The following is a 24,868-nucleotide window of genomic DNA, read 5'->3' as shown; positions in this document are numbered from 1 at the left end:
TCACCACCGGCACCGCCTCGAGAGGCGCTTCGGGCAGCGCTTCGCGCCGCTTCTCCCGCAGTGCCTGTTCCGGCCGGGAGCCCCGGGGGGGCCGGGGCGGATGAGGGTGCGGAGACGGCGGTGACTGGCCGGAACCCGCCGGTGGGACAGCGTATAAACAGACCGGATCGAGGTGTTCCGGCCGCGTGGCCGCACGGGCGGGGGAAGGGTGGTCCACCGCATCACCGCCCGTAGCGGAACCGGACCACGGAGGCCCCATGGACCCCACCCCGCTCCTGCCCCAACCCCCTTTATCCCGGGAGGAGTTCGCGGCCGAACTGACGCGCCTGCGGGAGAAGGCCGACCTCACCGTCCGCGCCGTCGCCACGCGCGTCGGCGCACCGGGCGCCCACAGCACCATCGGCGGCTGGTTCGCCGGCCAGAACCTGCCGTCGATCAGCTCCCTGCCCCTGTTCCGCCGGGTCCTGCACGTCTGCGGGGTGAGCGACGCGGCCGAGATCGAGCGCTGGCTGGAACGGCTCGCCGAGCTGCGACGGTCCAGGGTCCTGCGCGTCGCGGGAGGCGCGGCGCCCTACAGGGGGCTGGCGGGCTTCGAGGAACGCCACGCCGACTGGTTCTTCGGCCGGGAGGGTCTACGGGCGGTCGTCGTGGAACGGATCCTCCGCGAGGGGGCCGACGTACCCCAACTGCTCGTCGGGGCTTCCGGGTCGGGGAAGTCCTCCCTGCTGCGGGCCGGGGTACTGCCCGTCCTGCGGGGCGAGCACGGCTTCACGCCGCTGTTGCTGGCACCCGGCCGCGACCCGGTGCGGGCACTGCTGTCCGCCCTGCCCGCGGAGTGGGAGGCCCAGGAGGATCCCGCACGGCAGGACGAGACGCCTGATCCCCTCGCACTTGCGGCCCGGATAAGGGGGTTGGCCGAGCGGAAGGGCACACGCATCGTCGTGGCGGTCGACCAGCTGGAGGAGGTGTTCACCGCGTGCCCCGACCCGGCGGAACGGGAGCGGTTCCTGCGCTGCCTCGCCGCCCTCCCCTCCCCCGACGTGCGCGTCACCGGGTGCCTGCGCGCCGACTTCTACAGCCAGGCCCTCGCCCGGCCTTCCCTGGCGGTGGCGCTGCAGAAGGGCCAGACAGTCGTGGGCGCGCTCAGCGAGGACGAGATCCGCGCCGTGGTCGGCGGGCCCGCCGCCAAGGCCGGTCTCGTCCTGGACGAAGGGTTCGTCGACCTGCTCCTGGCCGATCTGCGGGACCGCGGCCCCGGGGCCCTGCCCCTGCTGTCGCACGCGTTGCTGTCGACCTGGGAACGCGGGCGCGGCACCGCTCTGACCATCGCCGACTACCGGGCGGGCGGCGGGATGTCCGCGGCGGTCTCCGAGACGGCGGAAGAGGTCTACGCGGGCCTGTCGCAGGACGAGTGCGTACTCGCGCGGCAGCTGTTCCTGCGGATGGTCGCGGTGGGGGACGGCGTTCCCGACGCGCGGCGGCTGCTGCCGCTGCCGCCGCCCACCGGCCGGCCCGACCGGGCCGGACAGGTGTACGCGGTCCTGGAGCGCTTCGTCGACCGGCGGTTGGTCACGCTCGACGGCGACGGTGCCAGGATCACCCACGAGGCGCTGCTCACCGCCTGGCCGAGGCTGCGCGGCTGGATCGACACCGACCGGGCCGGACAGATCGTGTGGCAGGACCTGACCCGGGACGCGGACCGCTGGCTCGCGCACGGCCGCGATCCCTCGCTGCTCTACCGGGGCACCCGCCTGGCCGTCGCCTCCGGCTGGGCCCAGGACAGCGGGCACGCCCCGGAACTCGACGCCCGCGAGAGCGAGTTCCTCGATGCGAGCCGGCTGGCGGAGGACGTCCGCGTCCGGCGCGAACGGCGCGGCGCCCGGCGGCTGCGCCGGCTCCTCGTCCTGCTCTCGCTGATGGTCGTCCTGTCGGTCCTGCTCACCGCAGTCGCCGTGGTCCAGCGCCGTGACGCGCAGGGACAGCAGTCCGTCGCGCTGTCCCGGCTGGTGGCGGCGCGCGCCGAACGGCTGCGGGGCAGCGACCTCGCCCTGTCCGCGCAGCTCGCTCTGGTGGCCTACCGTACGGCTCCCACGGCCGAAGCCCGGGAGGCGCTGATGGACGCCTCGGCGCTGCCGGCCGTGACCCGGATCCTCGCGTTCCGCGGTGTCGTACAGGCGGTGGCCCTCAGCCCGGACGGGCACACCCTCGCCGCGGGCGGCCTGGACCACCAGGTCGCGCTGTGGGACCTGCGTGATCCGCAGCGGCCGCGAGCGCTGGGCGCGGCTCCGGTCACCTTCGCCGACACCGTGTACGCGCTCGCCTTCAGCCCGGACGGCCGACGGCTCGCGGCCGGGTCGGGGGACGGGACCGTACGCGTGTGGGAGCCGTCGGGCCCCGATCCGGCGGCGGCCGGGGTCCGGTCGTTCAAGGGGCCGGATTCAGCCGTGTACGGGGTGGCTTTCGCGCCGGACGGCGAGAGCCTGGCCGCGGCGGGCGCCGACGGCGGCGTGTACCTGTGGCCGGACCCGGCGGTGGCCGCCCGCACGGAGGGGGGTTCCGCCCCTTCCGCCGCCCCCGGTCTGCGGCTCACCGGCTTCACCGGGGCGGTGCACACGGTCGCGTTCCGGCCCGGCCCCGGTCCGGCCCTGCTGGCGGCGGGGGGCGCGGACGGCTCCGTACGGATGTGGGACCTCGCCGATCCCGGCCGGCCGCTCGCCCACGGGCAGCCGCTGACCGGGGCGGCCGGCCCGGTGTTCGGGCTGGCCTTCACGGCCGACGGCCTACGGCTCGCCGCGGGGAGCCAGGACCGCTCCACACGGGTGTGGGACGTACCCGCGCCCGGCTCCGGCCCGGGTTCACCCGCGGTGATCGGCGGGGCCCCGGCCGCTCCCGACGGCCCGGCCAGCTACGTCAACGCGGTGGGCCTCAGTCCCGACGGGCAGTGGCTGGCGACCGGCAGCGCGGACAACCAGGTGCGCTTGTACGACGCGCGGACGCGCGTCCTCGCCGGGGTCTTCCCGCACCCGGGGCCGGTCACCTCGCTCTCGTTCCACCCCGGTGGGCGGCAGCTGGTGACGGGCGCCGCGGACGGGACCGTACGCCTGTGGCAGCTGCCTCCCCGCCCGCTGCGCGGCTTCCAGGGCACGGTCAACGCGATCGGTTACGCGCCGGACGGGAAGCTGCTGGCCGTCGCGGGACGCGACGTACAGCTGTGGGACGTCTCCGATCCCTGGGCCCCGCGCCCCGTCGGGCCGCCCCTGACGAACCCCACGGGGTACTCCGCGACGGTCTCCTTCACCCCGGACGGCCGCACCCTCGCGGTGGGCGGCCGGGAAGGCAAGCTGTGGCTGTGGGACCTCTCCCGCCCCGACCGTGCCGTGCCCTACGGAGAACCTCTGACCGCAGGCGCCGGAACCATCCAGTCCGCGGCTTTCGACCGGACGGGCCGGATCCTCGCCGTGGGAAGCGAGGGGCGGACCGTACGCGTGTGGAACACGGCGGACCCGGCGCACCCCGCGCTCTCGGCCGAACTGTCGGAGCCGACGAACTACGTCTACTCGGTGGCGTTCAGCCCGGACGGCCGGCGGCTGGCGGCCGGCACGGTCGACAAGCAGGTGCTGCTGTGGCGGATGCCGTCGGGCGGTGGCCGTCCGGCGCTGGAATCCACCCTGCGCGGGCCGGGCAGCTACGTCATGTCCGTGGCGTTCAGCCCCGACGGCCGGCTGCTGGCGGCCGGTACCGCGGACCGGGACGTGTGGCTGTGGGACGTGAGCGGGGACCGGCCGCGCACCGCCGGGCCGACGCTGACGGGGCCGAGCAGTTACGTGTACGCCCTGTCGTTCAGTCCGCAGGGCCACGCGCTCGCCGCCGCCAGCACGGACGGCACGGTGTGGCTGTGGGAGACCGGTGACCCGCGACGGCCGCGGCCGCGCACCGTACTGAGCGGCCTGGGCGGGAAGGCGTACGCCGTCGCGTACAGCCCGGACGGCCGCACCCTCGCGGCCGGTGGGGCCGGCCCGGCCGCCCTGGTGTGGTCCCGCGACGAGGGGGAGATCGCCCGCAGGCTGTGCGAGCGGGCGGGGACGCCCATCACCGCCGCGGAGTGGGCCCAGCTCGTCCCCGGACTGCCGTACGCGCCGCCGTGCCGGTGAAGGGGCCGGCGGGTGTGCGGTCCGCCGCGGTGGGGCGTGCGGGTCCGGCCGACGGTACGGGGGCCGGGCCGTACGGAGTTGTACGGACCGCCGTACGGGCCCGGTCGACCTGCGGTTCCCTCCTTCCCCCCGCCGCGGTCGGGATGGCTCTCTGGTGGAGCGCCGCCGGATCCGCCGGGGCGCCGCACACCACCGCGAGTCTTCCGAGGAGAACGACGATGCGCATGACGACCACCACCCTGCGGTCCCGGGCCGGACTGGCCGCCGCCGCGGCCGCCGTCGCCCTGACCGGTCTGATCGCCGGCGCCGGCGGCGCCGACGCGGCCGGCAGTTACATCTCGTCCAACAGCGGCGGGGCGAACGTGCGGACCTGCGCCAACACCGGGTGCGGTGCGCTCGGCTACCTGTCCAACGGGACGGGCGTCACGATGCTGTGCTGGACCGACAGCCAGTGGGTGTACCCGCCGAGCTCCAACTACGCCTCCAACCGGTGGTTCCGCGTCTCCAGCTCCGTGGGGACCGGCTACGTCCACTCGTCGCTGGTGGCGGCCCAGACCGGCGTCGGCCACTGCTGACGGGTGCCACCGCTCCCGGCCCCCTGTTCCCGGCCGTCGCCGGGGACAGGGGGCCGGGTCGTGCGCGCTACTGGTCCGTGGACGGGGCCTCGGCCGTCTGGAGGGCCTGGGCCGCGATGGTGATCGCTTCCTGGTCGCGGCCCGCCGCCTTCGCGGCCCGGGCCTGACTCAGGGAGACGCGGAGCAGTTCGACGGTGTGCTCCGGCAGCGAGCCGGACGCCACGGCGTCTTCCAGTTTCCGGATGGTGTCTGCGGCCAGGTCGTCCGGCATGGTGCGGCCTCCTGCGGCGTAGGGCTGAGGGCTGGGGCTGGGGTTCGTCGACGGTGTCACGCCGTACGGGACCGGACAAGCCGACGGGCCGGTCGCCACCACTCAACTGCGGGTTTACGGTCACCGGCACTTGCCTTTGCGAAGACTTTAGGGTGATAGCTCCGATCCGATTTGCGTGGGGCAACCAACTACTCCTACGGTTGCCTAGAGCAACGAAATGCGGATATCGACCACCCGCCCACCCGCAGAGAACGTAAGGAAGCCCATGGCAACGACCACACCAGCCGGTGTGCGGGCCTCTCACGCCAGGCACGGAGGCGGCGGCCACGACGACGCGCCGATGACGCACCGGCAGATCATGGAGGCGCTGTCCGGGCTGCTGCTCGGCATGTTCGTCGCGATCCTGTCGTCCACGATCGTCTCCAACGCCCTCCCCCACATCATCGGCGACCTCGGCGGCGGCCAGTCCGCCTACACCTGGGTCGTCACCGCCGCCCTCCTGTCCATGACGGCGGCCACCCCGCTGTGGGGCAAGCTCTCCGACCTGTACAGCAAGAAGGCCCTGGTCCAGATAGCCCTGGTCATCTACGTCCTGGGATCGGCCGTCGCCGGCATGTCGCAGAACGCCGGCATGCTGATCGCCTGCCGCGTGGTCCAGGGCATCGGCGTCGGCGGCCTGTCCGCCCTCGCCCAGATCGTGATGGCCGCGATGATCTCCCCGCGCGAGCGGGGCCGCTACAGCGGCTACCTCGGCGCTACCTTTGCAGTCGCCACCGTCGGCGGCCCGCTGCTCGGCGGTGTCATCACCGACACCGACTGGCTCGGCTGGCGCTGGTGCTTCTACGTCGGTGTCCCCTTCGCGATCATCGCCCTGATCGTCCTCCAGAAGACCCTCCACCTCCCCGTCGTCAAGCGCGAGGTCAAGGTCGACTGGGGCGGCGCGTTCTTCATCTCCGCCGCCGTCTCACTGCTCCTGCTCTGGGTCACCTTCGCCGGCGACAAGTACGACTGGCTGTCGTGGCAGACGTACGCGATGGTCGGGGGCTCGCTCGTCCTCGGCGCCCTGTTCGTCCTCGTCGAATCCAAGGCGAGCGAACCGATCATCCCGCTGCGGCTGTTCCGCAACCGCACCATCGCGCTGTCGTCGATCGCTTCCCTGTTCGTCGGTGTCGCGATGTTCACCGGCACCGTTTTCTTCAGCCAGTACTTCCAGCTGGCCCGAGACAAGTCCCCGACCATGTCCGGCGTGATGACGATCCCGATGATCGCCGGTCTGTTCGTCTCCTCCACCGTCTCCGGGCAGGTCATCACCAAGACCGGCCGGTGGAAGGCATGGCTGCTGTGCGGTGGCGTGCTGGTGACGGCCGGCCTCGGCCTGCTCGGCACGATCCGCTACGACACGACGTACTGGCACATCGCGGTCTTCATGGCCCTGCTGGGCCTCGGCATCGGCATGATGATGCAGAACCTGGTGCTCTGCACGCAGAACCAGGTGGCGCCGTCCGACCTCGGCTCCGCCAGTTCCACGGTGACGTTCTTCCGCTCCCTCGGCGGTGCGATCGGTGTCTCCGCGCTCGGCGCGATCATGGCCAACCGGATCACCCACTACGCCAAGGAAGGGCTCGCCACCCTCGACCCGAAGTACGCGGCCGCCGCGGGGCAGCAGAGCTCCGGCGGCAGCATCCCGGACATGAACAGCCTGCCCGGCCCCCTGCGCACCGTGATGGAGAGCGCGTACGGCCACGGCATCGCGGACGTGTTCCTGATCGCCGCGCCGCTGGCGCTGATCGCCTTCCTCGTCACGATCTTCATCAAGGAGGTCCCGCTGCGGACCTCGGGCGGCCTGGCGCAGGCCTCCCAGGGTGGCGAGGACATCCAGGGCGCCCAGGACGCGAAGGCCGACGCGCAAGCCGCTGCCCCGAGCCCGGCCGAGCCCGCCGTGCCGCACGTGCCGCACGTGCCGCGGCAGTCGGCGGCTGCCGTCGCGCCGCCGGGTGACCCGGGGTCCGCTCCGCTGCCCGACGGTATCGCGGTACGCGGTTACGTACGCGGCGCCGAGAGCACCCCCGTGGCGCGGGCGGCGGTCACGCTGATCTCGCTCGCGGGACGTCAGCTGGACCGGTCGGTCGCCCAGGCGGACGGCTCGTACGCGGTCGATGCGCCGGGCAGCGGCTCGTACGTACTGATCGCGGCGGCCGACGGTTACCAGCCGCAGGCCTCGACGGTCGTGGTGAACGGCGAGCCGGTCTCCTACGACATCCTGCTGAGCGGGACGAGCGGTCTGAGCGGCGTCGTACGGGCCACCGAGACCGGGGCCCCGGTCGAGGGTGCCATGGTCATCGTGACCGACGTCCGCGGGGACGTACTGGCCACCGCAGTCACCGGCGCGCAGGGCGCGTTCGGCTTCGCCGAGCTGGTGCCGGGCCCCGTGACCATCGCCGTGAACGCCGCCGGGCGCCGCCCGAAGGCCCTGCAGGTGGAGGTCGGCGGAGCGGGAGTCACCCGGGTCGAGGTCGAGCTGAGCTCGGGCGCACAGGTCCAGGGCGTCGTGCGCTCGCCGGGCGGACCGCTCGGCGACGCCCGGGTCACGCTGGTCGACGCGGCGGGCAACGTGGTCGCGACCGCGCGGACCGGCGCGGACGGCGCGTACGCCTTCACCGACCTGGACGGCGGCGAGTACACCGTCATCGCTACGGGATACCCGCCGGTGGCCACGGCGCTGACCGTGAGCGGTGGGGGCGTGGACGGCCACGACATCGCACTCGCCCACCCCGGCGAGTAGACGGGCACCGGCCCGTGGGGCGCGCCGCGGAGCGGGGGCGCCCCACGGGCCGGTCCTCTTTTCGACTGACTCGAGATGCTTCGGCAGGGAGAAAACGGGATGGGACTCACCGCACGGATCCGCACGCGCGACGGATGGGCCGTGTCGCACGCGGTCGTCACGGTGACGGACATGACGGGCACACAGGTGGTACGGGCCGAGGCCGACGAAGAGGGCGCCGTGCACGACCCGACCGCGCTCGCGCCGGGGGCGTACACCGTCATAGTCACCGCGGTCGGCTACGCGCCCACGGCGTCGAGCACCATCGTCACGGCGAGCGGGCGCGCGGAGGTCGGCAGCGTGGTCCTCGCCCGGCACGGCGGCGCCGAGCTGCCGCCGCCCGGGCCGTGGACGATCGACCCGGCGCACTCGTCGGTGGCCGCCGTCGCCCAGCACCTGGGCATCTCCAGCGTGCACGGCCGGTTCACCGCGTTCGCGGGCCGGATCGAGATCGCCCCGCGGGAGGTGTCGGCGTCCCGCGTGGAAGCGGTGATCGAGGCGGCCTCCATCGACACGGGCAACGGCATGCGCGACGGGCACCTCAAATCGCCGGACTTCCTGGACGTGGCGGCGTACCCGCAGATCAGGTACCGCTCGACGGGCCTGTCCCCGGCCGGCTCCGACCGCTGGACGGTGCACGGCGACCTGACGCTGCGCGGTGTCGTGCGCCCCGTCGACCTGGACCTGGCCTACCTGGGCACGGGCGCCGACCCGTGGGGCGGCACGCGCGCCGCGTTCCGCGCCACCGCCGAACTGCGCCGCGAGGACTTCGCGATGAACTACAACCAGGTCGTCCAGGCGGGCATCGCCGCCATCGGCGCGACGCTGAGGGTGGAGCTGGACATCCAGGCCGTGCAGGGCGGATCGCTGCCGGCGGCGTAGCGCGTGCTGAAATCCGTTGAGCCCCGGATGATCACGTGGCAGGATCGCCCGCCGTGACGGAGATCCGAGGACCGATGGCACCGACCAAGCAGTTCCAAGTCACCTTCGACTGCGCAGAACCCGAGCGCCTCGCCCGTTTCTGGTGCGAGGTGCTGGGATATGTCGTACCGCCGCCACCGGAGGGGTTCGCCACCTGGGACGATTTCAAACGCTCGCAACCACCTGAGCAGCGGGATGCGTGGTTCGCCTGCAGTGATCCCTCGGGTGTGGGCCCGCGACTGTACTTCCAGCGCGTCCCCGAAGGGAAGGCCGCCAAGAACCGGCTTCATCTCGACGTGCGGGTCGGCACCGGACTCGTTGGGGAAGAGCGCCTCGCCGCACTCGAGGCCGAATGCGCACGACTGGTCCCGCTCGGCGCGGTACACGTGCGGACGCTGTACGACGGCAATGACGCGTGCATCCCGATGCTGGACATCGAGGGCAACGAGTTCTGCATCGACTGAGGAGCCGGGTCAGGCCGGGGCGTCGTTCAGACGGCGCAAGGTGAACGGCTCGGCGAGGATCTCGTCCAGGGCCTTGGCGACCCGGCGGAAGTGCGGCAACGAGAAGTGGTGGTCGAGGGCGGCCGGGTCGGCCCACTCCTCGACGATGACCATCCGGTCGCTGCGATGGGGATCGGCGTAGGGCTGGTAGGCGAGGCAGCCCTCCTCCGCCAGGGAGGGTTCGATCATCGCGTGCAGCTCGTCGCGCAGACGGCCTTCCTGGCCCGGCTTGGCGGTGAAGCGGGCGACGATCACGAGCGTGTTCGGCATGAGGGGGCTCCGGTCCAGTGGGTTCGCGGGTGAACGGTGTCCATCCTGCGCTCCCGGGAGGGCGCCGCCCAGGGCCCCCTTCGACCGGGGTCCGCCGTGCCCGGGTCCGGCAGGACCAGGCTGGGCTCTGCGGTGCGGTGGCGGACACTGGGGGCATGGACCGTGCACACCAGCTCACCGAGTTCCTCAAGTCGCGCCGGGCCCGCATCGGTCCGGACGCCGTCGGCCCGGGCGGTTTCGGCGGCCGGCGCCGCGTGCCGGGCCTGCGCCGTGAGGAACTCGCCCTGCTGGCGGGCGTGAGCGTCGACTACTACACCCGTCTGGAGCAGGGCCGGGCCCGCAACGTCTCCCCCGCCGTACTCGACGCCGTTGCCGATGCCCTCGGCCTGGACGCCGACGAACGCGGCCACCTCCACAATCTCGCCAAGCCCGGCAGGGCGCACCGGCACCCCGGCCGTACCCAGCACGTCGGCCCCGAGCTGCGCCAGGCCCTGGACGCGCTGGTCACCGTACCGGCCTACCTCATCGGACGGCGTCTGGACGTCCTGGCCTGGAACGACCTGGCCCGCACCCTGATCGCCGACTTCCCCGTCCTGCCGCCGGGCGAACGGAACATGGCGCGCCTGGTCTTCCTGGACCCTGCCGCCAAGGACCTCTACCCCGACTGGGAGGCCAAGGCCCGGGACACCGTCTCCAACCTCCGTCTCGACGCCGGACGCCACCCCGACGACCCGCAGCTGTCCGCGCTGGTCGGTGAACTCTCCCTCGGCAGCCCTGATTTCCGCCGCCTGTGGGACGACCACACCGTCAGCGGCAAGACCCGCGGCCGCAAGCGGTTCGTCCATCCGCGCGTCGGCGAACTGGCCTTGGACTACGTGGCCATGCGGGCGCCCGACGACCCCGACATGACCCTGATGATCTACAGCGCGCCGGCCGGCTCTGCCGCCGCGCACGCCCTTGAGTTCCTGGCCGCCCTCACCCCGGCACCGCGGTCCCGCCCGGCGGCGGACCTTTGAGCCGGGCGAACCGGCCCGGGGTGGTGCCTACGACCCGCTTGAAGTGCCGGGTGAGGTGCGACTGGTCGTAGAACCCGGCGGCGGTCGCCACCTCGCCCGGCGGTTGCCCGTCGAGCAGCAGCCGGCGGGCCAGGTCGACGCGGCGGGAAGTCACGTACTGGTGCGGCGCCATGCCGAACGCGCTGCTGAACGCCCGTACGAGGTGCGTGGGGTGGGCGTGGACGAGGCGGGCCGCCTCGTCCAGGGTGAGGGGTTGCAGGAGCCGTTCGTCGAGGAGTTCGCGCAGTGTCCGGGCGACGCCGTGGCCGGGTCGCGCACCGCGCGGCAGCCTGGGGCGCAGGTGTGCGCGCAGCCGTTCACCGATGAGGGCGAGGCGGCTCTCCGCCTCGAACTCGTCGCCCGGGTGGGCGAGGACCGTGTGCAGTTGTCCGATGCGGCTGCGCAGGAGGGGGTCGGCGAGGTCCGGGCCGTCCACCGCCGGTCCGATGAGGCTCGCGTCGAGGTGGGTCATGTCGAGGTAGAGCACGCGCTTGCGGAAGCCGCCCGTGGTGGCGGGTGAACCGTTGTGCGGGACCTGCGGCGGGAGGAGGCTGACGGTGTCGCCCGGGGTGGCGCGCTCGTGGCGGTCGAGGTCGTAGCGGACCGCGCCGTCGTCGACGATCAGCAGGGTCCAGGCGTCGTGGACGTGCATCGGGTAGGCGTGCGCGGTGAAGTGGGCGTGGAAGACCTCCAGGACGCCCGCCACCGGCGGGCGCCAGGCCGAGGTCTCCTGCCGGGGCGTCATGCAAGGAACGTACAAGACGCAGGACCGGCGTACGCGACAGTCTCAGGGCATGAGAATCACGAACGAGACCGGCGGCGCGGAAGACTCGATGGTCCCCGTCCGCTTCGACACCAAGATCGCCGTCGTGCTGCGGGACGACCTGGAGACCTGGCAGCGGCTGAACGTGACCGCGTTCCTGGTGAGCGGGCTCGGCACGACGTCACCGGAGGTGATCGGCGAGCCGTACGCGGACGCCGACGACACCGCCTACCTGCCGATGTTCCGTCAGCCCGTGCTGGTCTTCGAGGCGGCGAAGGAGACCCTGACCGCCGCGCACGGCCGGGCCCGCTCCCGCGCGCTGACGACCGCCGTGTTCACGTCGGACCTCTTCCGCACGGGCAACGACCGCGACAACCGGGCGGCCGTGCGGGCCGTGGGCACGGGCGAGCTCGACCTGGTGGGGATGGCCGTGTACGGGCCGCGCAACGCCGTGGACAAGGTCCTCAAGGGGACGCGCATGCATCCCTGAAGATGTCAGCCTGGGTTGACACGCGGACGCATGTCAGCCCAGACTGACATTCATGGAAACCGGAGATCTGGCAGAACGTCTCAGGTCGCACGACCCCGCCGTGGGGCTACGGGCGGTGGGTGCGCTGCACCGGCTGGCCGAGCAGGTCGAGGCGGCGGCGGTGGCGCGCGCCAGGCAGCAGGGATGGTCCTGGGAACAGATCGGGGACGCCCTCGGCGTGTCCCGGCAGTCCGCACACGCCAAACACGGGAAGTGAGACGACGGTGTTCGAGAAGTTCACAGCCGGCGCCCGCGCGGCCGTCACCTGCGCACTGGAAGAAGCCCGACTGCGGGGCGATCGCCGCGTCGGGACCGAGCACCTCCTCCTGGGCCTCCTCCACGAGCCCGGCTCACCGGCGGTGAGGTGCCTCGGCTTCGGGCTCGACGACGCACGGGCCGCCCTTGAGGGCCTGGACCGCTCGGCGCTGGCCGCGATCGGGATCGACGTCGAGGGGGTCGAGCGGCCGCCCGTCCCCCTCTCGCGCAAGCGCACGCCCTTCACCTCCGGCGCCCGCTCGGTCCTGCCGCACGCCCTCGTCGAGGTGAAGAAGACCGGCGGCCGGCGCCTGGGGCCGGAGCACCTGCTGCTGGCGCTCCTCGCCCGCGAGCGCCCGGACCCGGCCGCCGAGCTGATGGAGCAGCTGGGCGTCGACCGCCCGGCCGTCCGCGAACGCCTCACCGGGAGGACCGGCTGACAGGAGCGAACTACCCGCGAGGGGCGGGACCGGGCTCGGCGGGAGGGGCAAATGCCGGTTGTGCCGGGCGTGTTGGATCACGTAGGGTCGCCGATGTGAACACCGGACCGGCGCTACGCCACACACGGATCGGCTACCCGGTGGAGGGCTGATCCCTCCCGGGGTGCGACGAAGGCACCCCCGTTGTTCGGCACGCGGACCCCCGGCGCTTGACCACCAGCGCCCCATTTCCGTGCACCTGTCGAACACACCGAGGTCAGTTCCATGACAGTCACGTTCAACCACACCATCATCGCCGCCAAGGACCGCCACGAGTCGGCCCGTTTCTTCCGGGAGTTGCTGGAACTTCCGGAAGCACCGTCCTGGGGGCCGTTCACCAACATCGCACTCCCCGACGGCGTGCTGCTCCAGTTCGCGGAGCCGCCCGTGGAGATCCAGATGCAGCACTACGCCTTCCTGATCGACGACGAGCTGTTCGACCGGGCGTACGGGCGGCTCTGCGACCGCGGTATCGAGCACTGGGCCGATCCGCAGATGCGCCGCCCGCGCGAGACCAACACCGAGCACGGCGGCCGGGGCGTGTACTTCAAGGACCCTGCGGGCCACGCGATCGAGTTGATCACCCGCCCCTACCTGTAACCGGTGCGTGCCGCGGGGCCCGGTAGCCACACCCCGGCGACCGGGCCCCGCGCTCAGGCCCGCTCATCGTGCGGGCCGGGGACGCCGCGCGCCCTGATCGTGTGGGCGATGACGGCCGTGGGCCGGCCCGGCTCCACGGGGCCCTGCAGGGCCTCCCTGATCTGGTCGTGGTCGTGCCCGTCGATGGACAGCACGCGCCAGCCGGAGCCGAGCCACCTGTCCACCAGCGGTCGCAGGGACAGGGTGCCCTCGCTCCGGCCGTCGGCCTCCCGCTCGTTGTGGTCCACGATCGCGGTCAGGTTGTCGGCTGCGAGGTCGGACGCCCCCACGGCCGCCTCCCAGTGGGAGCCTTGCCGGAGTTCCCCGTCACCGAGGACCACGAACGCGCGGCCGCCGCGCCCGTAGCAGCGTTCGGCCAGTGCGACGCCCAAGCCCAGTGACAGCCCGTGGCCGAGCGCGCCCGTGGAGAAGTCCACGCCCGGCAGGCGTTTCACGAGGCGACCGCCCGGTCGGCTGCCCTCGTCGGCGTACGTCGCGCACTGCGGCTGCGGCACCGCACCCGTGGAGGCGAGCGCCGCGCAAAGGGCCCCGGACGCCTGCCCCTTGCTGAGGATCAGGTGGTCGCCTACCTCCCCCGGCCCCCCTCCGGCCGGCCGGCGCAGCACCTCGCCGCAGAGGACGGCGAGGAGGTCGGCGATCGACGTGCTGCCGTCGGCGCGCACGCCGCTCGGCGAGGCGCTCAGCTCGCCGACCTTGCGGCGGATGTCCACGGCGAGTCGTGTGGCCACGTCGTCTGGTGGTGCCTTCGTGAGCATGCTCGGTCCTTCCGAAGCCGTCCAGCAAGCCACTACCTCGCCAGAACAAACCAACTGAGCTGTTTTGTCAAGGGTAGTCTTCTGCGACTCACCCCGCCCCCTAGGCGACGCCCTATCCCTGCAATTTCCGGGTGGATCGAGCCAGCGCGAGGGCCCCGGAAAGGCCATCGAAGTCCACTTGAGCGGGCGTTGACAAAACCACACGGTTGGTTTTTTCTTTTCGGGGTTGGTCGATTTCCGTGAGGTGCCGAAACCCGGCGTCCGCCCCGGCCAACGCCGGCCGACCGTGGGTCAATCGCCGACCGAGCAGGGATTGTGAGGACCAGATGAGTGAGCTGTCCGAAGGCGCGCGATGCCCGAACCCAGCTGCCGCCCCGCCCCGTTGACAGGCCGCCGGCGTCGCCGCCGGCTTCACCCTGGTGGGTCACGAGGGCTTCCGTACGGCGCCCGTCAACCTCGGCGTGGTGCGCGCACCGCTGATCTTCCTGCCTCCGGTCAGCCGCTCGGCCCGGATCCGCGGCGTCGGGAAGGTGCCGGCCCCGCCCGCCCCGGCTCCCGCGCGGGTCACCCGGGAGCGACGCGCGGTCATGCCGGCGCCCTTCCCGGAAGAACGGCGCCCTGCCGATTCCCGTCCCCCAAGAGAGAAAACGGATTCCAGGTGCACCCTGACCACGACAACGGTGGGAGCGACGCGCTGCCGCTGAGCGGACGCATCGGCAAAGGACCGAGCGACCTGCTGCGGGAAGAGGTCCTCGACCCGCAGTTCCGGTACGAGGCCGAGCATCTCCTGCCCCACTACATCGCGATCGAGAAGGCGCTCGTCGCCGAATACCTGCGGATGGGGCTGGTGACGGCCGGCCAGGCCGCGGAACTCCGCGGGCTGCTCGACTCCGTGACCGCCGGGCAACTGCTGGCGGGGCGCGAGGCGAACATGTCGGACATCGCCTTCTCGCTGGAGCGCCACGTCGAGACGCGGCTCGCCGAGCCGGTCGCCGCCTGGCACGTGGACCGCAGCCGCAACGACCTCCAGGCCTGCGCCCAGTTGATGTCCGGACGTGAGCGACTGGTATCGGCCGCCGAGGCGCTGCTGGCCTTCGGCCGGGCGGCGGGAGGGCTCGCCGGTCGGTACGCCGACGACCCGATGCCCGGCTACACCCACTTGCAGGCCGCTCAGATCATCTCGCCCGGGTTCTACCTCGCGGCGCTGTCCGAGCAGGTGCTGCACACGGCGCGGCGCCTGCTCGCCACCTACGACGGTATCGACGCGTGCCCCCTGGGCGCCGGCGCCATGTCGGGCCAGGAGCTGGCGTGGGACCGCGGACGGCTGGCCGCCCTGCTCGGCTTCACAAGGGTGCAGCCCCTCGCCCTGACCTCGGTCGCGTACCGCGGCTGGGTCCTGGAGATCACGGCCGAGTTCAGTGTGTTCGCAGTGGCCCTGAGCCGTTTCACCACCGATCTGATGGCGTGGGGCAGCAGCGCCTACGGCTATCTGGACCTGCCGGACGAGCTCTCCGGGATCTCGTCTGCGATGCCGCAGAAGAAGAACTTCCCGGTGCTCGAACGGATCCGGGGCAAGTCGGCGCACCTGTCCTCGGCCCACATGGACGCGGTGCTCGGGCAGCGCAACACTCCGTTCTCCAACTCGGTCGAGGTGTCGAAGGAAGCGGGATCGCAGCTGTCCTTCGCGTTCGAGACCTTCGAGAGCGTGCTGCGGCTTTCCACGGCGGTCCTGGAACACGTGCGCTTCGACACGAAGCGCATGAGCGAGGCGTGCGAGCGGGAGTTCCTCGGCGGTTTCGCCCTGGCCAACGCCCTGACGCTGCGCGAAGGAGTGCCCTGGCGCCGGGCCCAGGTGATCTCGGGCCGTTACATCGTCGCCGCGATGGAGGCCGGGCTCGCGCCTGCCCGGACCGACGCGGGCCTGCTCAAGCGGACGGCGGCGGAACTCGGCTTCGAGCTGACGGCGCCGGAGTCGGTGCTGGCCGGAACCTTCGACGTACGGCACGCCCTGAACGCGCCGCGCTCCGAGGGCTCCGCCCGGCCGGAAGCGGTCAAGGCCGTACTGCGGGCGCAGGACGAGGAACTCGAACGGCTGGGAGAGGAATGGGCGGCCCGCGCCCGGTCCACCCGTAGCGGACACGGAGGAGAAGAGCATGACAGTGCAGCCGTACACGCCTGAGCTCGACGGGCTGGCCGAACCGGCCGGACTGCCGCGCACGCGCAACGCCGGCGTCGGCAGGGCCTTCGGAACGTTCGGGGAGCTCCTCCAGGGCGTGCTGCCCGGCACCGGCGAGCATTTCATGGTCACGTCACCGGTGGCGGCCTGGTCCACGGCGACCTTCGCGCACGAACCGGACGCGACGGCCATCCACGTGGCGCCCCGCCACAAACGCAAGGCCGCGAAGCTCGCGCAGCGGGCCCTTCGCGCCGCGGGCCACAGCGGCGGCGGCCAGCTGCGCATCGGCAGCGAGCTGCCCGAAGGCAAGGGCATGGCCAGCTCGTCGGCGGACCTCGTGGCCACGGCGCGCGCGGTGGCCGACGCCCTGGACGTCCGCTTCACCCCGGCGGACATCGAGGCACTGCTGCGTGGCATAGAACCGTCGGACGGCGTCATGTACGACGAGATCGTGGCGTTCAGCCACCGTGAGGTCCGGCTCCGCGAACGCCTGGGAACCGTACCTTCCATGACCGTCATCGCCTACGACGAAGGCGGACAGGTCGACACCATCAGCCACAACCACGCGGCCACGGCGCGCAGCGCGCAGGAACAGCGCGAGTACGCCGGCCTCCTCGACCAGGCTCGCGACGCGATCCTCGTTTCGGACCTGCGCGCGCTGGGCCGCGTCGCCACCCGCAGCGCCGAGCTGAACGCGCGGCACATGCCCCGCCCCTCCCTGCCCACCCTCCAGCGCATCTGCCGCGACATCGACGGGCTCGGCATCGCCTGCGCCCACAGCGGGACGATGCTCGGCATCCTGCTGCCCCACGACGATCCCGAGACCTCGCTCAAGGCCGAGATCGCGCTCGCCGCGTGTGCGTCGCTGCCCGGCACCACGATGCTCCACCGCTCCCTTGGCCACGGCGACGACTGGTCCTACGGAGGGTTCCGTCCGCTCGCCGCCTCCGCCCCCGCGGCGGCCCCCACCAACGTCTGAGGAAGAGACATGCTCTTTCAAACCGTCTACGACATGGTCGGGCACACCCCGCTCGTCCGGCTCGACCTCGATGTGCCGGACGGGACCGAGGTCTACGCGAAGCTGGAACTCGCCAATCCCTTCGGCATGAAGGACCGGGTGGCCAAGAGTGCCATCGAGGAGGCGCGCCGCATCGGGGCGCTGCTGCCGGGAGCTCCCATCGTGGAGAGTTCGTCCGGCACGATGGCCCTCGGGGTGGCGCTCGTGGGCCGCTCGCTGGGCCACCCTGTGCACATCGTCACCGATCCCCGTATCGACCGCATGACCATGGCGAAGCTGCGCTCGCTGGGCGCCGAGGTCCACGTGGTCCCCAAGATGACCGACCAGGGCTGGCAGGGCGCCCGCCTGGAGCGACTGGACGCGCTGATGCGGGACATGCCCGGCGCCTTCTGGCCGCGGCAGTACACCAACCCGGACAACCCGCGCGCCTACCGCGTACTCGCCGACGAACTGCTGCGCGACCTGGGCACCGTGGACGTACTGGTGGGGGCGGTGGGCAGCGGCGGCTCCCTGTGCGGCAGCACCCGCGCCCTGCGGCGGCGCCTGCCGGGGCTGCGGTCGGTCGGCGTGGACTGCGTGGGCAGTGCCCTCTTCGAGCAGCCGGACGTGCCCAAGCGGCTCCAGAGCGGCCTCGGCAACAGCCTGTCGCCGCACAACCTCGACCGCGGGATCATCGACGAGGTGCACTGGCTCAACGACCACGAGGCGTTCGCCGCGGCCCGCGCCCTGGCCGGGGAGCAGCAGATCTTCGCGGGCAACACCTCCGGGTCGGTCTACCGGGTGCTCACCGACGTGGCAGCCCGCGCGGAGCCGGGCAGCCGGATCGTCGGCATCTTCCCGGACCGCGGTGACCGCTACACGGAGACCGTGTACAGCGACGAGTACTGGACCGAGCACAAGGTGGCCGACCTGCCGTTGGCCTCCGAGCCGGCCCAGGTCGCCTACGGGACCCATGTGAGCCAGTGGTCGCGCGCCGAGGTGCGCCGGCCCCGGGACCTGCCCAGGCGGGTGCTGTTCGTCGAGTCCAACACCACGGGCACCGGCATGATCGCGCTGTCCCGGGCGAGGGAGCTGGGGCTGACCCCGGTGCTGCTGACGGCCGGGCCGCAGCGGTACGCGGGCCTGGCGGAAACGGGCGCCGAGGTCGTCGTCTGCGACACCGGCTCGCCGGCCGAACTGCGGGCCGTCATCAGCCGGCGGTACCCCCGCGAGGAGCTGGTCGGGGTGACGACGACGAGCGACTTCTACGTTCCCGCGGTGGCCGGGCTGACCGACTGGCTGGGTCTGGCCGGCAACACGGCGGACGCCGTGGCCGCCTGCCGCAACAAGGCGACGACGCGCCGTGTCCTGCGGGACGCGGGCGTCGGGCAGCCGCGGTTCGCGATCCTGACGGACGCGGCCGACGTGGACGGTGCGGTACGCGCCGTCGGTCTGCCGTGCGTGGTGAAGCCCGCCGACGACTCCGGCTCGAACGGCGTCCTGCTGTGCTCCACCGCCGAAGAGGTCGCGGCGCACGCGGAGCGCGTCCTCGCGGTGACGGCCAACGCCCGGGGGCTGCCCACGGCGCGGACCGTGCTCCTGGAGGAGTACCTCGACGGTCCCGAGTTCAGCGTGGAGATGTTCTCCCACGACGGCGTCGCCACCTGTGTCGGCATCACCGCCAAGCAGGTCACGGCCGGCCCGCACTTCGTGGAGACCGGGCACCTGTTCCCCGCCCCCCTCACCGGGCCGGTCGCGGGCGCCGTCGCCGAGACGGTCAGCGCGGCCCTCAAGGCCATCGGCTGGGAACTCGGCCCGACCCACACGGAGGTCAAGCTCACCGGGAGCGGAGTCGCGGTGATCGAGGTCAACCCGCGACTGGCGGGCGGCATGATTCCGGAGGCGGTCCGGCAGGCCACCGGCATCGACCTGCTGGAGCAGCAGCTGCGGGTCGCGACCGGGATGCCGCTGGACCTGACTCCCTCGCACTCCGCTTGCGCCGGCATCAGGTTCCTGCTCCCCGGGGGCGCGGGGACGCTGCGCGGCGTCGAGGGCGTCGACGCCGCGCGCGCCGTCGACGGTGTCACGGCCGTCACCGTCACCGCCGCGACGGGTGCCGCCGTACGGCCCGCCGAAAACGCGTACGACCGGCTCGGGCACGTCATCGCCACCGGCCCGGCCGCGGCCGCGGTGACGCGCTCGCTGGACGCCGCGGTGGGCGAGCTGCGCGTCGGCATCGAGGCGCAGCAGGGGGCACGGGCCCGCTGACCGCACCGGGCGAGCTCTCCTCGTCAGGGCCGACGGGAGACCGGTCGCCGCAGCCGCGGCGGCCGGTCTGCGTGCGTGCGGGGCCGCCCTGTGGCGTCCGGCCCCGGCCGTGTGATCATGGCGCGTCGGCACACCGCGCCTCATGGGGGGACCATGCGCACCCGGACCATCACCGCCACCGCCGCGAAGGGCCTCCTCGGGGCCCTCGCCGCCCTGTTCCTCGTGGCCGGCTGCACCTCCCCGGGCGAGCGGGGACACGGGGGCGCCACCCCTTCGGCTCCGGCGCCCGCGCACGACGGGGGGCCCGCGGCCGAGGGGTACCAGGGGCCCCGGCCGCAGGACCAGAACCTGCTGGCCTGGACCGGCGACCCCAACGACGCGGGGCACGTCACCGCCCAGTCGGCCGCCGGGGTCGGCGGGCGGCTCACCCTCGTACGGGTCGTCCTGCGCGAGCAGATCACCTGGTCGAACATCTGGCTGGGCCTGGCCGGTGTCGACCCGAGCGCCCAGCTCGCCAACTGCTACCTCGGTGTGTACGACGGCGCCGGCACCCTGCGCGCGGCCACCTCGGACATCTCACCGCAGCTGATGGGCGATGCGGTGGCCAAGCCGCTGCCGCTGGGCAAGCCGTTCACCGCCGCCCCCGGGACGTACTTCATCGCCCTGCTGCTCAACGGCAACTGGGCCACCAACGCCCTCACCTTGAAGTCCACGGGGGCCGGCATCTCGGTCAACGCCGGTCTGGCGCCGCCGAAGCTGCGGTACAGCACGGTGCTGACCGGTCAGAGCTCGCTGCCCGCCACCGTGAACCTCGCCGAGCAGTCCACGAGCACCATCAACACCGGCTGGGGCAGCCAGTGGTACGGGATCTCCTGAACCCTCACGCGCCCACACATACGAAAAAACGACATAACCGGTTATTTCCTGACTTTCAGCTGCATTCCTTTGGTAAAGGGACAGTTACCGACATGTCTGTATTAGGCAACACAGGGCGAGTCCACCGTGCCGGGCGGCGGAAGTGGGCCAAAGTATGGCTCCTCGGCCATTTGCCGAGAACCGCTCGGAGCCCGCCCGGCCAGTTCGAACCCCGGGGCGGCCCAACGTTGGAAGGGGCCATTTCCTTGTCTGCTTCTCTCACCCCCCGTCGTGTCGTCGCGGCGTTCCTCGCCGCCGGCGCCCTGGTCGGCGCCGCCGCCCTGCCGGCCTCCGCCTCCGGCGACCACCACCGCGCCACGCACTCCTCGGTCGTCATCGGCTCCGTCCAGCACGAGAGCCACGTCCGCAACGTGTCCAACCACGCGCTCAACCGGGAATGGGTCGAGGTGAAGAACACCGGCCGCCGCAGCGTCGAGCTGCGCGGCTACACCCTCACCGACAAGCAGGGCAACCGCTACCGCTTCGCCGGCCTGCGGCTGGAGGGCGGCCACAGCGTGAAGGTCCACACCGGCCAGGGCCGCAACACCCACCGGGACGTCTACCAGAACCGCCGCCAGCAGATCTGGGACGCCCGCGACATCGCGACCCTGCGTGACGACCGCGGCCGCGTCATCGACACCGAGTCCTGGGGCGGCCGCCAGGGTCGCCGTCACCACGGCTGACCGGTCCACCGCCCGTCACGTCCCGCGCCGACGGTGACGTGACGTGCTCCTGGGACGGCGTGCCGCGGGAATCCCGCGGCACGCCTCACCCATGTCCCCGTCCCCGCGCCGCCGAACCTCTGGGCGGACCACGGGTGCGGCGCTAGGATCCCGCCCGGGCGCAGGCACCCGGCCCGCGTCCGAGCGGATCGAAAGCCAACGCGGGGGGACCGACTTGACCTCGAAACTGATGCGCCGTGCGCGTGGCGCGCTCGCCGTCGCCGTCGCGACCGGCGCCCTGCTCACGGTCCCGGCGCCGGCCCGGGCCGCCTCCGCGCCGCCCCTCACCGCGGCCGGAGCGTTCCTGATGGACGGTGCCACCGGGGCGACCCTCACCTCCAAGGCCGCCGACACCAGGCGTCAGATGGCCAGCACCACGAAGATAATGACGGCTCTGGTGGTGACCACCCAGCCGGGCGTCGACCTCGAACGGCACGTCACCGTCAAGCAGGCGTACCTGGACTACGTGGTCCGCGAGGGCGCGAGCTCGGCCCACCTCAAGGCGGGCGCCCGGCCGACGGTCCGACAGCTGCTGTACGCCATGATGCTGCCCTCGGGCTGCGACGCGGCGTACGCGCTCGCCGACACCTTCGGCAAGGGCACGACCACGGCGGCCCGCACGGCGGACTTCATCGCCCAGATGAACTCCAAGGCCAGGGCGCTGGGCCTGACCCGGACCGGGTACGACTCCTTCGACGGCATCTCGCCGACCGGCAACAACCTCACCACCCCGCGCGACCTCGCGAAGCTCACCAAGTACGCGATGACCGGCACCACGTTCCGGACCCTGGTGAAGACCACCTCGATCAGCACCGGCGGCACTTCGACCGACGCGGCGTGGTCCAACACCAACCTGCTGGTGCGGCCCCGGCCGACCGGATACGGGTACCCGGGTGCGATCGGCGTCAAGACCGGCACGGGCACGGCGGCGGGCAAGTGCCTCGTCTTCTCCGTGACCCGGGGCGGCAGGACGGTCATCGGCGTCCTGCTGAACGACGAGGAGCGGTACGTGGACTCGATGGCCCTCTCCGACTGGGCGCTGGGCCCGGCTGCCGGTTCCAGGACCGCCCTCCGGCGCGGCAGCACCGAGCCGGTCCCGGACGTCCTCGACTGACGCAGGCCGCACGGACCGGCACAAAGGCCGGTGGCGACACCGGCGAGGATGCCGGCAAGGCCGCCGGTGCAGGCAGACTCCTGAGGTCCTCCGTCGCGACGCGAGTCCCGGTCAAGGCTGCCAACAGCACGGGCTGGGACCGTGACGAAGACGACGCGGGCCGGAGCCACCACCCGGGCCGGGCGGCACGTGTGTGCCCCCGGCCGACAGTGCTCTCCCGTCCGCGCGTCGGCCTCACCGCCGGGGCCGCGACAAGAGGGGTCCGGGAACCGCAGGCGGAAGTCCCGGGCCGAGGAGAGGGGTTCACCGTGGCGAAGATCGTCCTGATATCCGGCAGTACGCGCCGGGACTCGCTGAACAACGCCGTGCTGGCGACCGTGCGCCACATCCTGGGCGAGCTGCCCGGTGACCACGAGACCGTGCTGCTCCCCGTTGCCGGCCTGCCGTTCTACGAGGCCGGCCTGGAGCTCGCCGACGGGTCGGCGGCCGTGCGCGCGGCCAAGGAACTGGTCGCCGGCGCGGACGCGTTGTTCATCAGCACCCCCTCCTACAACGGCGAGATGCCCGGCGCGCTCAAGAACGCCCTGGACTGGCTGTCCCGGCCGGGCGGCCAAAGCCCGCTGACCGGCAAGGTGACGGCCGTGGCCAGCGCCTCCCCCGGGGCGCGCGGCGGGATCGACGCCCAGCCCGGCCTGGTCGGCGTACTCGGCCGGTGCGGCGCACTGGTCGTCGGACACGAGCCGGTCGCCATCGGCGGCGTCACCGTGCCGGACGGCACGGACGGCCGTTACACCGATCCGGAGGTCGTGGCGCGGCTGGAGAGCCTGACCCGCGCCCTCGTCGCCGAGCTCAGCCCCCTCGGCGCCGAGCTCGGCCCCCTCGGTGAGCCCGCCGGGGTGCTCGTCTGATGGCGGACGACCGGCCCGGCCTCCTGCGGATCATGAAGGAAGACCTGGACGTGGTGCTCGCCCGGGACCCGTCCATGCGCAACCGCCGCGAAGCCCTGCTGCACGCGGCACTGCCCGCCCTGTGGGCGCACCGCGTCGCACACCGGCTGCACCTGCGCGGGCTGCGGTTCATCGCGCGGGCCATCGCCTGGTACGCCCGCCGGGGCACCGCCGTGGAGATCCATCCCGGTGCGGTGCTCGGCCGGCGGGTGTTCATCGACCACGGCGCGGCCGTCGTGATCGGCGAGACCGCGGTGGTCGGGGACGACGTGACCATCTACCACCAGGTCACGCTGGGAGCGGTGGGCTGGTGGAGCGACAACAACCGGGCCGCGGGGGAACGCCGCCATCCGGTGGTCGGCCACGACGTCGTGCTCGGTACGAACGCGACCGTGCTGGGCCCCGTCACCATCGGTGAGCACGCCGTCATCGGGGCCCAGGCCCTGGTGAACAAGGACGTGCCGCCGGGCGCCCGGGTGCTCGCCGCCACCGCCGTGATCAAGGCCGTCGGCCAGGCTCCGCAGCCCATGGAGGACCTGTACGCCGTCACCGCCTCGGCCGGCTCCTGGTAGTACCGCCCCCTCCCGTCCCGCGGCGCCGGCCCCCGGCGGATTCCCCCCGCGAGGACCACGCCGGCGTGCGCCGCACCGTACGACCGACCGACACACCGCCCCACCGAACGACTTGTGAGGAACCAGACGTGGAAAGCCGCCAGAAGCGCGACATCGCCGACAGCATCGAGGACTTGGTCGGCTCGACCCCCCTGATCCGCCTGCGCTTCGACGACACCGCCCCGGGCACCGAGGTGCTGGCGAAGCTGGAATCGGCCAACCCGATGTCCAGCAGCAAGGACCGCGCCGCCCTGTACATGCTGCGGGCGGCGGAACTCCGGGGCGACCTCAAGGCCGGAAGTGGCACCGTCATCGAGGCGACGTCCGGCAACACGGGCATCTCGCTGGCCGCGTTCTGTGCCGCCCGCGGCTACCGCTGCGTGATCGTGCTGCCCGACAGCGCCACCGCCGAGCGGGTCTCCCTGCTCAAGGCGCTGGGCGCGGAGGTGGTGCAGACCCCGCGCGAGAGCGGATACCCCGGTGCGATCGCCAAGGCCGAGGAGTTGCACGCGGCGACGCCGGGCTCCTGGTTCCCGTGCCAGCACGAGAACCCCGACAACGTGCGGGCCCACTACGAGACGACCGGCCCGGAGATCTGGACCGACACGGCCGGGCGGATCGACGTACTGGTCTGCGGTGTGGGCACCGGCGGCACCCTCAGCGGCATCGCGAAGTACTTGAAGGAGCAGAACCCGGAGGTACGCGTCGTCGCGGTCGAACCGGAGAACTCGCCGGTCCTGTCCCAGGGCGTCGGCGGGCTGCACCGCATCCCCGGTCTCAACGGCGGCTTCGTCGCCCCCACCACCGCCGTCGACCTGATCGACAGCGTGGTGACGGTCTCCGACGAAGACGCCATGCTCGCCGCCCGCGCCCTCGCCCGCCGCCAGGGGATCTTCGCCGGGGTCTCCTCCGGCGCCGTCGCCCACGCCTGCGCCCGGCTGGCCGGGCACCCGGACTACATCGGCGCCACGATCGTCACGGTCCTCCCCGACACGGGCGAGCGCTACCTCAGCATGTTGAACGAGGACGAAGCGCCCGCCGCCCCCGCCGTCGAACAGCCCGTCACCCGGCCCGCGGGGCAGCCCGCCGCGCTGACCGCCAAGCCCTGAG

24 protein-coding genes are annotated in these 24,868 nt (G+C 72.6%); 19 read left to right on the top strand and 5 right to left on the bottom strand.

Features of this window, described 5'->3' with window-relative positions:
- The first annotated feature begins 257 nt into the window (after window positions 1–257).
- Complete coding sequence (locus OG861_RS28970) at window positions 258–4,151, top strand: nSTAND1 domain-containing NTPase (protein WP_329192530.1); 3,894 nt, start codon at window positions 258–260, stop codon at window positions 4,149–4,151.
- A 224-nt stretch (window positions 4,152–4,375) separates the two neighbouring features.
- On the top strand, window positions 4,376–4,726 hold the full coding sequence (locus OG861_RS28965) for an SH3 domain-containing protein (RefSeq protein WP_329192533.1): 351 nt from the start codon (window positions 4,376–4,378) through the stop codon (window positions 4,724–4,726).
- Between the two features lie 67 nt (window positions 4,727–4,793).
- Here OG861_RS28965 and OG861_RS28960 read toward each other — a convergent pair whose 3' ends face one another.
- A complete protein-coding gene (locus tag OG861_RS28960) occupies window positions 4,794–4,997 on the bottom strand; it encodes a hypothetical protein (protein ID WP_329192535.1) in 204 nt (67 codons plus the stop codon).
- A 265-nt stretch (window positions 4,998–5,262) separates the two neighbouring features.
- On the opposite strand from OG861_RS28960, the gene OG861_RS28955 reads away from it, so the two are divergent.
- The 3 genes from OG861_RS28955 to OG861_RS28945 all read left to right on the top strand — a co-directional run bounded on the left by OG861_RS28955 (window position 5,263) and on the right by OG861_RS28945 (window position 9,203).
- Window positions 5,263–7,779 (top strand): MFS transporter, encoded by a 2,517-nt coding sequence (locus OG861_RS28955; RefSeq protein ID WP_330261906.1) that lies wholly within the window; start codon window positions 5,263–5,265, stop codon window positions 7,777–7,779.
- Window positions 7,780–7,878: 99 nt separating this feature from the next.
- The gene (locus tag OG861_RS28950) at window positions 7,879–8,700 is read left to right on the top strand and encodes a YceI family protein (RefSeq protein ID WP_329192539.1); all 822 of its coding nucleotides are present in this window, start codon (window positions 7,879–7,881) and stop codon (window positions 8,698–8,700) included.
- 74 nt (window positions 8,701–8,774) lie between these two features.
- Window positions 8,775–9,203, top strand: a complete 429-nt coding sequence (locus OG861_RS28945; RefSeq protein WP_329192541.1) for a VOC family protein — start codon at window positions 8,775–8,777, stop codon at window positions 9,201–9,203.
- Between the two features lie 9 nt (window positions 9,204–9,212).
- Here the strand turns inward: OG861_RS28945 and OG861_RS28940 are convergent, their stop codons facing one another.
- Window positions 9,213–9,512, bottom strand: a complete 300-nt coding sequence (locus OG861_RS28940; RefSeq protein ID WP_329192543.1) for a putative quinol monooxygenase — start codon at window positions 9,510–9,512, stop codon at window positions 9,213–9,215.
- 155 nt (window positions 9,513–9,667) lie between these two features.
- Here OG861_RS28940 and OG861_RS28935 point away from each other — a divergent pair, with 155 nt between their 5' ends.
- Entirely contained in the window at window positions 9,668–10,528 is an 861-nt protein-coding gene (locus tag OG861_RS28935) for a helix-turn-helix domain-containing protein (protein ID WP_329192545.1), read from the top strand.
- On the opposite strand, the gene OG861_RS28930 is transcribed toward OG861_RS28935, so the two are convergent.
- On the bottom strand, window positions 10,488–11,312 hold the full coding sequence (locus tag OG861_RS28930) for a helix-turn-helix transcriptional regulator (RefSeq protein WP_329192547.1): 825 nt from the start codon (window positions 11,310–11,312) through the stop codon (window positions 10,488–10,490). The genes OG861_RS28935 and OG861_RS28930 overlap by 41 nt on opposite strands.
- Window positions 11,313–11,361: 49 nt before the next feature.
- Between OG861_RS28930 and OG861_RS28925 the strand changes: the two genes are divergently transcribed.
- The 4 genes from OG861_RS28925 (at window position 11,362) to OG861_RS28910 (ending at window position 13,193) form a co-directional block, all read left to right on the top strand.
- The gene (locus OG861_RS28925; RefSeq protein WP_329192549.1) at window positions 11,362–11,820 is read left to right on the top strand and encodes a DUF2000 domain-containing protein; all 459 of its coding nucleotides are present in this window, start codon (window positions 11,362–11,364) and stop codon (window positions 11,818–11,820) included.
- 52 nt (window positions 11,821–11,872) lie between these two features.
- Window positions 11,873–12,076, top strand: coding sequence for a helix-turn-helix domain-containing protein (locus OG861_RS28920; protein WP_329192551.1), 204 nt, complete (start codon window positions 11,873–11,875; stop codon window positions 12,074–12,076).
- Window positions 12,077–12,083: 7 nt separating this feature from the next.
- Window positions 12,084–12,554 (top strand): Clp protease N-terminal domain-containing protein, encoded by a 471-nt coding sequence (locus tag OG861_RS28915; RefSeq protein ID WP_329192553.1) that lies wholly within the window; start codon window positions 12,084–12,086, stop codon window positions 12,552–12,554.
- Window positions 12,555–12,818: 264 nt separating this feature from the next.
- Window positions 12,819–13,193: a VOC family protein gene (locus OG861_RS28910; RefSeq protein ID WP_329192555.1), complete on the top strand. Its 375-nt coding sequence runs from the start codon at window positions 12,819–12,821 to the stop codon at window positions 13,191–13,193.
- A 53-nt stretch (window positions 13,194–13,246) separates the two neighbouring features.
- On the opposite strand, the gene OG861_RS28905 is transcribed toward OG861_RS28910, so the two are convergent.
- Both OG861_RS28905 and OG861_RS28900 read right to left on the bottom strand, forming a co-directional pair.
- Window positions 13,247–14,008 (bottom strand): transketolase, encoded by a 762-nt coding sequence (locus OG861_RS28905; protein WP_330261905.1) that lies wholly within the window; start codon window positions 14,006–14,008, stop codon window positions 13,247–13,249.
- A 424-nt stretch (window positions 14,009–14,432) separates the two neighbouring features.
- Window positions 14,433–14,597: a hypothetical protein gene (locus OG861_RS28900; protein WP_329192559.1), complete on the bottom strand. Its 165-nt coding sequence runs from the start codon at window positions 14,595–14,597 to the stop codon at window positions 14,433–14,435.
- A gap of 69 nt (window positions 14,598–14,666) precedes the next feature.
- Here OG861_RS28900 and OG861_RS28895 point away from each other — a divergent pair, with 69 nt between their 5' ends.
- The 9 genes from OG861_RS28895 to OG861_RS28855 all read left to right on the top strand — a co-directional run bounded on the left by OG861_RS28895 (window position 14,667) and on the right by OG861_RS28855 (window position 24,867).
- Complete coding sequence (locus OG861_RS28895) at window positions 14,667–16,187, top strand: argininosuccinate lyase (RefSeq protein ID WP_329192560.1); 1,521 nt, start codon at window positions 14,667–14,669, stop codon at window positions 16,185–16,187.
- The gene (locus tag OG861_RS28890; RefSeq protein WP_329192561.1) at window positions 16,162–17,163 is read left to right on the top strand and encodes a GHMP family kinase ATP-binding protein; all 1,002 of its coding nucleotides are present in this window, start codon (window positions 16,162–16,164) and stop codon (window positions 17,161–17,163) included. Before OG861_RS28895 ends, OG861_RS28890 begins: the two co-directional genes overlap by 26 nt.
- 9 nt (window positions 17,164–17,172) lie before the next feature.
- Window positions 17,173–19,449, top strand: a complete 2,277-nt coding sequence (locus OG861_RS28885) for a pyridoxal-phosphate dependent enzyme (protein ID WP_329192562.1) — start codon at window positions 17,173–17,175, stop codon at window positions 19,447–19,449.
- A gap of 153 nt (window positions 19,450–19,602) precedes the next feature.
- On the top strand, window positions 19,603–20,325 hold the full coding sequence (locus OG861_RS28880; protein ID WP_329192564.1) for a hypothetical protein: 723 nt from the start codon (window positions 19,603–19,605) through the stop codon (window positions 20,323–20,325).
- A 245-nt stretch (window positions 20,326–20,570) separates the two neighbouring features.
- A complete protein-coding gene (locus tag OG861_RS28875; RefSeq protein ID WP_329192566.1) occupies window positions 20,571–21,047 on the top strand; it encodes a lamin tail domain-containing protein in 477 nt (158 codons plus the stop codon).
- Between the two features lie 229 nt (window positions 21,048–21,276).
- On the top strand, window positions 21,277–22,200 hold the full coding sequence (locus tag OG861_RS28870) for a D-alanyl-D-alanine carboxypeptidase family protein (RefSeq protein ID WP_329201970.1): 924 nt from the start codon (window positions 21,277–21,279) through the stop codon (window positions 22,198–22,200).
- A 308-nt stretch (window positions 22,201–22,508) separates the two neighbouring features.
- Window positions 22,509–23,108, top strand: coding sequence for an NADPH-dependent FMN reductase (locus OG861_RS28865; RefSeq protein WP_329192568.1), 600 nt, complete (start codon window positions 22,509–22,511; stop codon window positions 23,106–23,108).
- Complete coding sequence (epsC, locus tag OG861_RS28860; RefSeq protein WP_329192570.1) at window positions 23,108–23,719, top strand: serine O-acetyltransferase EpsC; 612 nt, start codon at window positions 23,108–23,110, stop codon at window positions 23,717–23,719. The genes OG861_RS28865 and epsC overlap by 1 nt, the downstream gene beginning before the upstream one ends.
- 128 nt (window positions 23,720–23,847) lie before the next feature.
- Window positions 23,848–24,867 (top strand): PLP-dependent cysteine synthase family protein, encoded by a 1,020-nt coding sequence (locus tag OG861_RS28855; RefSeq protein ID WP_329192572.1) that lies wholly within the window; start codon window positions 23,848–23,850, stop codon window positions 24,865–24,867.
- Window position 24,868: the final 1 nt, after the last annotated feature.

Source organism: Streptomyces sp. NBC_00539, from assembly GCF_036346105.1.
Lineage (GTDB): Bacteria > Actinomycetota > Actinomycetes > Streptomycetales > Streptomycetaceae > Streptomyces.
This window is presented reverse-complemented; position numbering and strand designations above follow the sequence as displayed.